We start from the raw sequence: 13,322 nt of genomic DNA, 5'->3' as shown, positions 1-13,322 counted from the left end.
AGGTTAACAAATAAAGTTTTCACTTGATTTCAGTGGTTTTGCGCGATATGGTATATGCCCCAAAATACCCCAACGCTCCTCCCGTTATGTTAGTAGGTGGATTTACGCCTGACGAACCACTATTGGGTCCTTGTCCTTGTTGTTTGCCGAGGGTCAAAAAATAGTCAAACGTGGCTTTATCGATACACTGCATTTCAATGGTAATTTTATCACCTGGTTCGATGTCCATGCCGCTATCAATCACTTGTTCGATTCGATTTCCATTGTTGAATGCATCACTTCGCACAAAATAAGCGCGACTACGAACCCCATCAGTTCCGATGGTCGCCCAGCGATAATAATTGGTTTCATCTTTGGGATCGTTATATACAGCGACCATTCGTATATTGGTCTGCAAACGAGACACTTCTTGATATTTCAGCTCTTCAAATGGGACTTTATTTGGAATGGTAGAAGTAGCTTCGTAGGTAGTGCCGTTGTAGTTGACTTCCATTTTGTATGTATGGCCTACCTTTCCTTTCAGTTGTTGAATCGAATACACCCCCGAAAAAGTTTGAGTTAACTGCTCACTTTCGCCCGTTGTTAAGTCAGTCACTGTCACGTTGGCCGAGGTAATAGGGGGAAAATTATTTGGCTCTTGGAAGTCTTGGGTAAATGTCAGCTTTACTTCATTATCGGTATCGCTATCAGTAATTTTACCCTCAATCACCAACTGAGGCTCAACGCTTCGAAGATCGAGACTCACCACCTCCACGCAAGAGCTAAGACTGAAAATCATCATGGCATACAAGGCTTTGTAGCTGTTGGCCTTGTTACAGTTATTTTTTTCTTTTGAGCTAAAAAACATAGGAATACGGCTTGTTTAAACATTGATAAAGAGTTGTTTTTCTACTACGGTCTGACTGCCGTCTGACCTAAACACCTTGGTCAGACGATAGTCAGACCGTAGCATTCTAAAATTTAAAATTGTAGGTAACATAAGGTACATACTGAAAGAGCGTAACGCGACTAACTTCCGTCACCTCTGGATTATCAATACTTTGGCCAAAATTATAGGCATAAGGATTAGGCCGACCATAGGCATTATAAACCCCAAGAGAAAGGCTTGATTCGCGGTGGGCTTTTTTGTTAAGATTGACCGTTGCACCTAAATCAAGACGATGGTAATCAGGCATTCGATAGCCATTTCGTTCCGAAAACAGAAACGCAACTCCCCCATCAATTCGGTATTTGGCCGTCGGAAAGGTGACAGCATTTCCTGTGTTATACACCCACGTCCCCGAAAGGGTCCATTTTTTAGTCAACTGATACGTTCCAACAATAGAAAGGTCATGGGTGCGGTCTTGTTTGGCGGCATACCATTGTCCGTTGTTAATACCCTCTATCTGTCGCTCACTACGCGAAAGGGTATATCCAATCCAGCCTGTTAATTTGCCCGATTTCTTTTTGACCAAAAACTCGGCTCCATAGGCTCGCCCTTTACCAAAAAGTAGTTGGGCTTCTATATTTTCACTTTGAATAAAATCAGCACCGTCTTTATAATCAACCTGATTCTGCATTGATTTATAATAAACTTCCGAGCTAAACTCATAGGTGTTATCGCTCAAATTCTTAAAAATACCCACCGAAACCTGGTCCGCAAGTTCGGGCTTGATAGTCGACGTATTCATCAGCCAACGGTCGGTAGGAGAAGCCGCGTTTGAGCTACTGAGCAAATGTAAATGTTGGGTATTTCGACTGTACGCCGCTTTAAGTGAGAGTGTTGGACTAAACAAATAGCTCGCCGAAACGCGGGGTTCGAGATTGAGGTAATTTTTTGTAATCTCCGTTTGCTCTTCCGTCCCCATGACTGTAAATGCACTTAAACGAACCCCATATTCAAGGTTAAATTTAGGGGTTGGGCTCCATTTATTCGACGCATACACGGCTGACTCAAACGCTGTTTGATTCGGTTCATTGGTTTCGTTTACACTTGAATTTTCTCCCGTTGATTCACGCGTTCGGGGCGTAAGGGTATGATGAATGATATTTGCACCAAAACGAATGGAATTTTGGGGATTCGGGAAATAGCTAAACTCCTGTTTTAAATTAATATCTTGAATATCAGAAGTTAACAAAAACTGACTACTTCCATTGGCAACCCCTACTTCATAATTGTACTTACTGTAAATGAGTGACGTATTGCTAAACAGTTTCTCAGAATAGAGGTGGTTCCAACGCAAAGTTGCCGTTGCATTGCCCCAATCCAGCGAAAATAAATCGTTTATCCCAAACTTATCACGCCCAAAGTATCCCGATAAATACAAACGGTCTTTGTCTGAAATCGTATAATTTAGTTTAGCGTTTAGGTCGTAAAAGTAGAGGGTATTTTTATTCAGATTTTCGTCGTTCGATAATTTCAAAAACGCATCGGCGTACGTTCTTCTTCCTGTCACCAAAAACGAACTTTTCCCTTTTTGAAGTGGCCCTTCCACCGACAAATGACTGGCTATCAACCCAATTCCTCCGCCTACTTTGTAATTTTGATTATTGCCATCGTTCATTTTAATGTCCAAAACCGACGACAACCTTCCTCCGTATTGGGCTGGGCTATTTCCTTTGTAAATGCTTAAATCCTTGATGGCATCGGCATTGAACGTACTAAAAAAACCAAGTAAGTGCGACGCATTATAAACGGGGGCTTCATCGAGCAAAATCAGGTTTTGATCTACATTCCCTCCCCGTACATTGAAGCCGCTGCTGCCTTCTCCTGCTGACTTGATTCCAGGCAATAACTGCATGATTTTCAGCGGGTCGCGTTCGCCTAACAAAACGGGCAATTGATTTACTTCCTTGATGTTGAGCTTTTCAAATCCCATCGTCGGATTTGCTACATTTTCATTCGCGGCCGTTGCCCTAACTACAACTTCATTTAGCATGGCCGTTTCCTCAGATAAGTGAAAATCAACCTTTTGATTAGAAGACAGTACCACTTTCACCTCATTAGATACATACCCCATCATTCCTGCTAAAAGCGTGTATGAACCTTGCTGAATGGTCAGCGAATAAAACCCATACTCATTGCAGGCCATTCCAACATTGGGCAATTCTTTAACCCTAACGGTCGCTCCAATCATCAATTCACCCGTTTTGGCATCTTTGACCGTTCCACTTAATGTAAATTTGTTTTGCGAAAAACTGTGATAACTGAGGAGTAATAAGACTGCTAATAGAAATACTCTTGACATTTGTTTGTGATGTTTTTTCGACAAAGTAACATCACGCATCAACTCCGTTCCTCCCTATACCTACTCAAGTGGACATGAAAGGCGCTGAAACGGGCAAATCAATCTTTTTAAACGAGAAAGGGGGACGTTTTTATTGAAACGCCCCCCTTTAGATATTGTAATTTTCGACTCCTACTCCACAAACTTACGCTGGCTCACCGCTGTTTCCGTAGGGAAATCGGCAGGAATCGGGATATCAACTTTGCCCGTTGCCGCCCACTGTGCTCCGCGCTGAAGGGAAATAATAAAGCCCACGCACTCTACCGAATAATCAACGTGACCAAGCGGCGTGTGAAAAATACGGCCCTTCCCTTGTTTAATGGTCATCAGCATGGGTTCGTGGCGGTCGGTGCCGCGATTGTCTTTCGGAGAAAAAGCCGTGGCCAGTACCTCCATATTTTCGGCAGGCCCACGCAAGCGGTCGTACATTTCGTCTTTGGAGTGCATCCAATTCAGCGGCATTCCCTTCGTAATTGGGTGTTTTGAATTGCGAACCGTAATCAAAAACTCCTTTTGCGCCCCGTGCGAGCCCGCCCGCCCTGGGCTTGTATCCCGCACCAATTTCCCCTCTTTGTCATAATACACAAACGGACCGTCTTTCTCGGTGCGGTCGCCCCAGCCACCCAAACCAATCATGCGGTTGTAAGCAGGCCACATCGGAAACGAATTATCGGCAGCATGAACCACCACTAGACCCCCTCCATTATTAATGTATTTTTCAAAATCTGCTTGCGTGCCGTCCGACCAAGGGGCCGCGTTCCAACCAAAATTACAGATAACGACATCGTACTTGAAAAAATCGGGGTGATAGGCTGAATCCATCTTAGGCTTGGGCAACGATTGCGTCGCAGGAAGACCTTTAATTGGGTATTTTGCCTCCAAATCGCCTCCGTTCCAAGTATAGTAGGTACGCTCTACGTCCACGGTAAATTTACCCGTTTCCTCCAAGTAACGCTTCATCATGTAGGTGATTTTAGGCCATTGTTCGTGGTTATTTTGACCATCAATAATCAGTGCCTTTAACACTTTTTTTGAGGGATTAGCGACCGAAACATGACTAGCATAGATGCCTATCACAAGCGTAAGGAGCAAAAAACTGAATTTCTTCATTGGTTTTTCTGGGGTTTAAAGTACATTTTACCTTTAGGTAGGTAAAGCAAAAAATACCTGCTTCCTATCTATTGTTTTGGGATTGATTTTTGAAACCCTCCCGAAAGTTTCATTTTAAAACCTCCCGAAAGTTTTAGAACTTTCGGGAGGTTGCTGTTATCTTTAAGAACTGAACCCACCTACTGTAAAACTGCCACAACGAGGACTTTATATATTAGACAATCACCATGTATAAACAGAAACTTTCTATATCAATTAACTCTACTTTTGACAGAAACAAGCTTTGTGATGAGTTTGAAATTCTGATGAGTAATTTTTGCAAAACAGGACAGATAATTGGGGATTACAAAACCCCTTACATTACTGACAATGAACTCATTGCTTATCAGACAACTTCTTGATTTTTATGACTTTAAATGTGAAAAATGCAAACTACTGTCCACTTTTTCACCGGTAGCATTTTGAAAACCCTTTGCGGTATGATTACATCACCTTCCCGAAAGTTTTAGAACTTTCGGGAAGGTGATGTAATTCCCCATAAACTAATTTCCAGAACCCATGAAAGAACAAACCATTCAAACGCTTCATCCAAAAGAAGGGAAGGTCAACAAGAAAATATCATTAGAAAAATACAACTTCATCCGAAAAAACTTGCTGCAAATTTTGGAGAAAGATGAGCTTACTCACACCGAACTCATGGAAAAATTATACGAAAAGATAAAAGATGATTTTGTGGGTGGCGTGCAATGGTACGGCGAAACCGTTAAACTTGACCTAGAAGCCAGAAGCATCATTTTCAGAACGAAGTCAAAGCCCGAAAAATATACGTTAAAAGGGGAAGTCCCCCTTGATTCATTATTGAGTTAAATCACTGTTCTTCCCGATAAACACATGATAGACATTTTACGACAACATATAATTAAACGGCTTGGCAAGGATATTGACAACCTCGAACTGGTGCTAAACAAATTTGAGCTCATTGAGACCAAAAGAAATCAGCAGCTTTTGACACAAGGCGACATTTGTAAATACGTTTATTTCGTTGCGAAAGGATGCTTGCAAGTATATGTTTATGACAATGAAATGAATGAAACAACTCGCAACATTATCATCGAAGACCATTGGTGCAGTGAATTGATTAGTTTTGGAAGTGGGCAGCCCTCCAATGAAAATATCAGAACGGTCGAGCCGTCGCAGCTTGTAGCCATCAATAAGAAAGGGTTTCAAGAATTGATGGAAGCCTTTCCGCAGTTCGATAAAGTTTACCGACAAATTCTTGAAGCCTCTTACGCCAACTCCGTTTATCGCATCAACACGTTTATCGCACTTTCATCACTCGACCGTATCAAATGGCTCATGCAAAACAGGCCAACCCTTATGTCGCGGCTTTCGAGCAAACTCATTGCCTCTTATTTGGGAATTAATAAAGACGTTTTTAGCCGATTGAAGGGTAAACTCTAAAACATCGACTTTTGTCATCGTTGAATAAAATGGTACTATGCAACTTTGTATCATCATTCACAATTTAACTTTTCAACCATGACAGAGTATATTTTATTGTTCCGCAATGCGAGTGCAGAAAACGGGTATTTAGCCACTTCAGAAGATATGGCCGAAGACATGCCCAAATGGCAATCTTGGATTGGAAGCATCGCCATACAGGGAAAATTGGTAAGTACAGCACCAGTTCGCTATGACGCTTCTATCGTTAGTAACGGCGGAATCAGCAACGGGCAACCCCACAAGGAAGCAAACAATGTTTTAGTAGCAGGCTTTTTGATTTGCAAAAGCGACAATTTGGAAGAGGTGCAAGAATGGAGCAAAACTTGCCCAATATTGAAGTACCCCAGCAGTTCCGTTGAAATTAGACCGTTGATTTCATTTCCAACCCTTTAATTCAACCACTGGGCTTTGCTAATTTATGCCAAATACGCGACCAAAGACATGAGAATCGTTGGTTAACTTCAATAACACCTCACTACTCTACTAACCCCCAACGTGGAGCTGTAAAAGTCACCCCTCTCGAAAGTTTGGATACTTTCGGGAGGTTAATGTTATCATGATATGCACCTTACACAATGAAGCTTCTTAGCCACTTGTTGTTTTTAACGTTTACATTTGACCGCATTTCCGATGCTCTTTGAAAATTAGAGCAAGTTGTCAGCCTCTGATGAGCTTCGGCCTATCTTCTCTAAAAAAGTGATTGAGATGGCCTATAATGTTCCATTTCTGAACCACTTTGTTACTGAACTGAAGGAGGACATTACCATTGGATAAAAAAACATAAAATTAGTTGCGAATATAAGCGCAACTCACTATCCTTGTACAGAAATGATTTATAACATACAAAGTGTTAATAATTCACAAAAACCACCTGTAAATCAACTCGTTGTAGTAAAATAGTGTTTTATCTAATAACAAATTGGGTGCAAGACCGACCTAAAAAACATATTTTGGGTCCTCGTACGACAAACCGCCCAACTCGTTCGGGATTTCTGGGCTTCCATTTCTGACTTCAGTGTTTATCTGAAAAGGCTCAGTCGGTTCACCTTTGGGTTTTCAGCTCGAACCCACGTGTGACAGCGAAAACGCCCAAGGTCTGTAAATTTAGAATTCTATTTCTAATTTGTCGGCAAAAAGACAAACTTAAGAGCAAATGAAAGTAAATCTTTTTAGACAATTTCTAAGATAACTTCAGTGAACGTTTCTCTAACATCTCTACCTTTCAACTTTATCGAAGCAATTCAGCGGCTTGATACATACAGGCAACTATTTCCCGAAGAGTTGGAGATTATGGTAATTATCGCGCTGTACGAACGATTGAAGGCGGGATACTATGAAAATGATTTTTTCAGCGAAGAGGAAATTCATCGACTATTTGTAGATTTTCAAAAAGGGAAAGAAAAAGACGAAAAATACTATCCAAAATCACGGAATAAAGTCCGCATCAAGAAACTATTACGTTTTTTTCTAAGCTATGATGAGGAAAAGCGACTATATTCTTTTCAGGAGTACGCATATGCGTTTTGTGACTTGTCAAGAAAAACATTGAAAGGTGCATTAACCCCCACGGAGATCGAGGTGATTTGTCATGACCTGAAGGAAGAACTGAGTATCTCAAGGAAAAGTGAAGAGAAGTTAATCAAGTGGTTTAACATTAGCTTGGACGCTTTCCAAACTAGGTTAGCTCAACAAACGGATTTTTTGCACCAACAAATCGATGAGGCCGTGCATCAATTGCGTAAAGATGTGTTGGCTCAAGAAAAGAAACCGCTGGAATTATTGAAACAGGTGCGTGATGATCTGACAGACATTCAGAAAAAGAACCTGGAGCTACGCATTGCTTTTGAAGATACAAACAAGATTGTGTCGTTACTAATTGGGATTGATACAGAAAACGAGGTTGTGATTAGCCACATTCGCACCAGTCAGGCTTTCTTTAATCGCATACAGAGCAAGTTACGAAGCACCGACAGGCGACTCGACCGCATTCAGCCGAAGATCAAGCAGTTGTTTGCTATACTACGGCAATCAGAGTGGACAGCGAATACAGAACGGTTCATTCACTTTTTACTCCAACACTCAAAAGTGCAGGGTAACGGCAATGAGAAAAAGGTGATGTTTCCAAACGAGATAAAGCCTTTTTCCTTCAGAAGTAAGAGATCCCAGTTGCTCACCTTTAAGCGCGAAGAATCCCTTTTTCCAACCCCCGCACGTCCACGGAAAAGTTACCCAGTAGACGAAGGTTTTCAAGAAGAAGGCAAAAAGCACCTCCGCGAGGAAATGAAAAAAATCAACCGGGTGGATGGTTGGATTAACCAGTTAATGGCGCAGTTGGCGAAGGATGGTAAACTGGATGCTTCGCGGTCGTTTTTCGAGGTGATGGAAGCGGATAAGGATTTTGTATTGGCTTCTCAGGTATTATTCGGGTTAATGGATCAAATATATCGCAAACCAGAGTATGAAGTGCATGTTTCGAGACAAGAAATTGTGACGTCCCCCCTTTCAAAAAACTCATTATGGAAAATAACGATACTGAAAATGTAGGCTATGCCTTTTTAGAAAGTGCCCACAGCCAGCAGATATTCAGCCTGCTTGATTATGCTTTAAAAGATGGTATTCATATCCAACGGCGAGGTTCTGACCCAGAATTGTACGCATACCTAAAAAGGTATGAGGACTCGTTACAACGATATTATCGCAACCTGTTCGGCGTAAGGCTGGAAAAACGGGGCGATGACGACCAATTGTATTATTACTTGGACTACCATTCAGCAGGTCAGTCGAATATCCCAGAAAACCACAAGCGTCAGGTTAAAAATGAATATATTATTATAGGGCTGATTATATACAAGGTAATCTATTTTGCTGGTAATCTGGAGCTCAACTCAGTGGCAGAACTCAAGAAAAAGATCTCACTGGATTACGAAGAATACGAAAACGGTTTGCTCAGACTCATCGCAAAATCTTCGGAGAAAGCTAAGCTACAGGCAGACGATGTTGAAATCGATAATATGGTAGATTCAGCCTTGAACCAATTCGTTCGGTTAGGTTGGATGGAACGTAATGGCGATTACTTCGAACCGCTGCCTTCATTCCAGCGATTGCTATATGTGTACGAAGATGTGATTCAAAACATTGATCAAATTATTGCCCGCTACTAATGCATCCTTTTCCGCGTATACACAGCCTTGGTACAGTAAATATTATTCACCACCAAGAATTTTTCTACAAGTTTCATCCATTTCGTACCGATTTTGTGGGCGATAGTGGCGTGGGCAAAAGCATTATAACAGATTTATTACAGCTCATACTTATCGGTTCTGCCGAATATAGTTCGTCTACTCAGAGCAAAAGCGAGCGTCCTTTCCAGACGCTGGTCTTGAAAACTACAGATAATACAGACTTCGGTTACGCGTACATCAATGTGGAAACCGCTTCGGGGCAGTATCTCGTGTTAGGAGCATACATTGCTCGTAACCAAAACCAGACGCAGGCTTTTATTATTCAGCAAAGTCTCGATTTTGATGCAGACAAGCTAACACCATTGGACGAACCAATCCAAGTTGATGCGTTTGAAAGTAACGGAAAATGGTTACCAATCGATGAACTGGATCGGCATTTTAATGAGGAGAGAGATTTGGGGTTTAAAAAGTTCAGACGATTTAATGAGTACCACAAAACGTTGCACATCAATCAGTTATTTCCGCTGGATGTGACCGTTGAGAATGCGCTAAAAGACTATGCCAAGATTTTGCAAACATTTGCCAGGAAAAATATCAACATCAAAGACGGTGTGGACTTACAGGATTTCCTGTTTGGTCGACAATGGCGTACGCATTTTAAGAAAGCATTTGATAAAGTGGTATCCTCCATGGAGGATGATATGTCCACGTTTCGTAACAACCGCGAGCAACTTGATAGGATTGAGCGAAAACAAAAAGCATTGAAAAATCTGTTCGATCTGAAAAGTAAGCTGGACAATGCCCTCAGCACCTGGAAACACTTGCAGTACTACCATCTTTTACAGCAGAAGCAAGAACAGCAAACAGAAATTCAACAGTTGCTGAGCAAACATTTCGGGAGCCGGGCAATGCTGGTGGTTTTGCAACGGGTAAAAGATGAAAAAATCAAGGAATTGGCCAAGGACATTCCGATACTGGAGAAGAGAAAGCAAACTCAGTCGAAGGAATCAGACCGATTGAAAAAACCGGTAGATCATGTCGAGGCAATTGAGCAATTCATAGCCATACATGGACTTGAGGGCATACAGGCAGTGCAGAAATTTCACCGAAAATTCAACACTGAACGTGTATTGTATGCCGCATTGCAAAGTGGTAAAGCCAAGCTAGAACAGAGAGGATTGATCATTGCTTTCGATGAACTGGATCATTCATTAGGACTGCTAAGTATAAACCAAAGTCTCCAATCAGATATTACCACCTGGAAACAGGAATTAACTACTAAAAAGGCCTTGTTAGCGTGTAATGACATTGATAACGAACATTCGCTAGTATACTGGGCCTTAAACAATCAACCCAAACTTACCCCAGAGAGGGAAAGTATGGTGCTATATTTCCAGCAAGGAAATGTGTTAACAGTGACATCGAACGACGCGCATGTTGGCCATCGATACATTCCAGAACCGGCCGTGGTACTTCAGGCGACTACCCGGCAATCGGGAAATGGTTTTTGGGCAGATTTAGGTGGGGTGCATTCGTTTTTCGAATACACCGAAGAACGGCTTTTCGACGGTAAGGATGAAGAAACTATCAAAGTGCGGTTTCGGGCTAATCGGGATGTGTTAAAACAGAGCATGGCTGAGATCGAAAAAAGCATCGAAGCCGGAAAAAAACTCCAGGCTTTTTTTGGGGAGTTAGAACAGCCTCAATCTTTTTTTGAAGCATGGCCGCAACGGGAAACACTGAATTATCGGGAATCGGACTTGGATAACGAAGTATTAAATTGGCTGGAAACGCAGTTGAATTCGGCATTGAATGATTATACGAACCGGGAACAGATCATAACGGATCATCGTAAAGCGGAAAAAGAACGAGATGCATTGATCGCGCAGCTCAGTGCCAAAGAAACGTTGAAGAAGCAACTAGAAACGTTTGCCGTAACGCAACCGGAAGCAGTGGACTCGCTATTGACGGAACTAAAAGTCGAATATGGATTGAAAGTGAACGAGAAAGATGAGCCTCAGCTAAGCGAAGATACATATTATGCCGATTTTAAGGAATGTCACAATAGGGCGGAAGCGGGGCAGAATGTGAAACAGGAAGTGACTTGGTTGTATCAACAGCTAAAGGAGACAGAAAAAGAACTGACGGAGCTGGAACTGGAAAGTGAAGATTTGGAAAAAGACCTTCCGGTTGACTATTCAAAAGATAAACTGGCTGAGGCTAAGAAGGCAATGGATGATTATCAAAGTAAATACACTCGTGCCTATGGAGAGGTGATTGCAAACCCTGATATAGTGCAAAACGACCAGAGTCGACTTGGACAAACGGAAGATTTTAAAATACTAGTACGTCATGTACTCCCCGCCATTTTTCAAAAAATCGATTTTAAGGAAGAAGAAGTTTGGCAGAAGATTACTGAGTATATGGATGATATTATACATAGGAACGCAGAGATCAATAAAAACAAGTTGGTGAAGGTGCGTGACCTGATGCAAGAATTACATACTGAGATCGGCCGACAAACTAATATATTGCGGGAAGTGGGGAACATGCTGAACAAGCGAGAAGCAGAAATCAGCGGGGGGCTTAAGGCTTCGCTCAAGGGCGAGCAAAACAGTCGTATCGGAGTACAATGGATAACCCAATTCCTAGACGACATGCCCGCCATCAATGAGGGGTTATGGCACAATGCCATACAAGAATACCTTAGTGCCCGGGAACAGCGGCAGAAGGTGTCCATAGATGAACTAATCATTGATGAGTATAAGCGTTATACAGATCATCCGCTACCTCAGATTACTATTGACGATTTGCTTTCGCCGTTCTCGTACTATACACCGAATTACAAGATTCACACGGCCAGCGGAATTACGAATTCAGGCAGTACAGGCCAAACCTATACGGCAATGGCTTTGCTGTGCATTGCCAAGCTTTCGATGATGAAAAAGGATCAGAAACACCAAAGCGACGGACTTCGGTTTATGAGCATCGATGAAGCTGCAGGTATTGGCTCAAATATGGATATGCTGGAAAAGATTGCCAGGAAATACGGTTACCAAATACTTTCATTGTCCATTCCGTTACATCGCATTAAAGAAGGTGAGCAACACATCTATTGGCTCTTCAAAGACCCCGAAGAAGAATTCATCAACAAACACCCGGTTGCCGTTTTTAGCAATGAATTATGAGAAATTCCCTTAACTGGCGATACCTGAAAGGTTTGTACAAACTGTATCTGGACGACAGTGTGACTTTAAAGCTGATGGAGAACGCCTACATTAAAAATGTACTCTGTCATCGTAAACGGTTATTGGATTTCAAAGCGGGGAATAAAAACATTATTGTCGCGAAGGACGGTTACAAGGCCTTTTTTGAAAAGGAACTCCTACCACAGTACAGCTACTATGAAAAATTCTTCAATGAATCGGAGATAGGGGCTAGTGGGCTAAAGCAATACGACAGTTACGACCTTCATACGTTGATGTTCATTTTTAACAACCGAGAGGAGTTGCGACAAAACCTGACCACTGTTCGTATTTTCAGTTCCAACGTTTTCAAGCTAAAAGATTCCAAATATTTAGAGAACCGTCCTGGGCTAATGAGTGATGTTCTGTTTCTGCTTGGAATCGATGATTTCCCCGCTAGGTCATCTAAAGAAAATCAATGGCGCTTCGTGGTAGATTGTCCTGACCCAAAATACATCCTTCTATGCGAAAACATCGACTACCTTAAAGCTTGGTGGGAATTTCACGCTAATAACATCGAACTGTGGTACGCAGGAGGCAATAACACACCTATCATTGAACGTATCTCTCAACGGCACCTAAATTTACCCATTTTTTACGTCGGTGATTGGGATTATCATGGACTAGATATTTACTGCCGCATTCAGCATATTTTCAAGAAAAAATGTAAGGATGTGCAACTCATTACTCCTAATCCAACTACGGCCATTTACAAGCCCATCAAATCTGGCCAGCATCAAAGCAAATGGTTAGTGGATGAATTCTCAGGTCTAAACCGTGACGTTTTTTCACCAGAACAAACTGCTCTAATCAAAGAATTAATTGCCAAAAATCAGTGGATTGAAGAGCAAACGATATGGCCTATACCACAAATCATTTCACATATTTCCACTTCTGAAAAATCCATCTAAAGGTTAAATAAACTCACTATTTTCTTATAAATAAATTTGATCACGACACTTACAAAGTAAAGTAAAAATACTACCGCTAATGACTAAGATTTCGTTGTGGCAGCA

The 13,322-nt window shown here is 41.7% G+C and carries 11 protein-coding genes; 8 read left to right on the top strand and 3 right to left on the bottom strand.

Annotation, left to right across the window (positions count from 1 at the left end):
• Positions 1-19: 19 nt before the first annotated feature.
• The 3 genes from AC23N5_RS28970 to AC23N5_RS28960 form a co-directional block, all read right to left on the bottom strand.
• Positions 20-847 (bottom strand): DUF4249 domain-containing protein, encoded by an 828-nt coding sequence (locus AC23N5_RS28970; RefSeq protein ID WP_487758188.1) that lies wholly within the window; start codon positions 845-847, stop codon positions 20-22.
• A 106-nt stretch (positions 848-953) separates the two neighbouring features.
• Positions 954-3,227, bottom strand: coding sequence for a TonB-dependent receptor (locus tag AC23N5_RS28965; protein WP_487758187.1), 2,274 nt, complete (start codon positions 3,225-3,227; stop codon positions 954-956).
• Between the two features lie 171 nt (positions 3,228-3,398).
• Positions 3,399-4,376: a ThuA domain-containing protein gene (locus AC23N5_RS28960; RefSeq protein WP_487758186.1), complete on the bottom strand. Its 978-nt coding sequence runs from the start codon at positions 4,374-4,376 to the stop codon at positions 3,399-3,401.
• Positions 4,377-4,745: 369 nt separating this feature from the next.
• Between AC23N5_RS28960 and AC23N5_RS28955 the strand changes: the two genes are divergently transcribed.
• The 8 genes from AC23N5_RS28955 to AC23N5_RS28920 all read left to right on the top strand — a co-directional run bounded on the left by AC23N5_RS28955 (position 4,746) and on the right by AC23N5_RS28920 (position 13,217).
• Positions 4,746-4,841, top strand: coding sequence for a hypothetical protein (locus AC23N5_RS28955; RefSeq protein WP_487758185.1), 96 nt, complete (start codon positions 4,746-4,748; stop codon positions 4,839-4,841).
• Positions 4,842-4,934: 93 nt separating this feature from the next.
• Entirely contained in the window at positions 4,935-5,243 is a 309-nt protein-coding gene (locus AC23N5_RS28950; RefSeq protein ID WP_487758184.1) for a DUF6958 family protein, read from the top strand.
• A 24-nt stretch (positions 5,244-5,267) separates the two neighbouring features.
• Positions 5,268-5,837 (top strand): Crp/Fnr family transcriptional regulator, encoded by a 570-nt coding sequence (locus tag AC23N5_RS28945; protein ID WP_487758183.1) that lies wholly within the window; start codon positions 5,268-5,270, stop codon positions 5,835-5,837.
• Between the two features lie 78 nt (positions 5,838-5,915).
• The gene (locus AC23N5_RS28940) at positions 5,916-6,272 is read left to right on the top strand and encodes a YciI family protein (protein WP_487758182.1); all 357 of its coding nucleotides are present in this window, start codon (positions 5,916-5,918) and stop codon (positions 6,270-6,272) included.
• 801 nt (positions 6,273-7,073) lie between these two features.
• Positions 7,074-8,423, top strand: coding sequence for a hypothetical protein (locus AC23N5_RS28935; protein ID WP_487758181.1), 1,350 nt, complete (start codon positions 7,074-7,076; stop codon positions 8,421-8,423).
• A complete protein-coding gene (locus tag AC23N5_RS28930) occupies positions 8,396-9,040 on the top strand; it encodes a condensin complex protein MksE (RefSeq protein WP_487758180.1) in 645 nt (214 codons plus the stop codon). The genes AC23N5_RS28935 and AC23N5_RS28930 overlap by 28 nt, the downstream gene beginning before the upstream one ends.
• A complete protein-coding gene (locus AC23N5_RS28925; RefSeq protein WP_487758179.1) occupies positions 9,040-12,249 on the top strand; it encodes a hypothetical protein in 3,210 nt (1,069 codons plus the stop codon). Before AC23N5_RS28930 ends, AC23N5_RS28925 begins: the two co-directional genes overlap by 1 nt.
• Complete coding sequence (locus tag AC23N5_RS28920) at positions 12,246-13,217, top strand: hypothetical protein (protein WP_487758178.1); 972 nt, start codon at positions 12,246-12,248, stop codon at positions 13,215-13,217. Before AC23N5_RS28925 ends, AC23N5_RS28920 begins: the two co-directional genes overlap by 4 nt.
• Positions 13,218-13,322: the final 105 nt, after the last annotated feature.

This window comes from Runella sp. R5_40, from assembly GCF_057652295.1.
The sequence above is the reverse complement of the archived record's forward strand: the minus strand, read 5'-3'. Positions and strand labels throughout refer to the sequence as shown.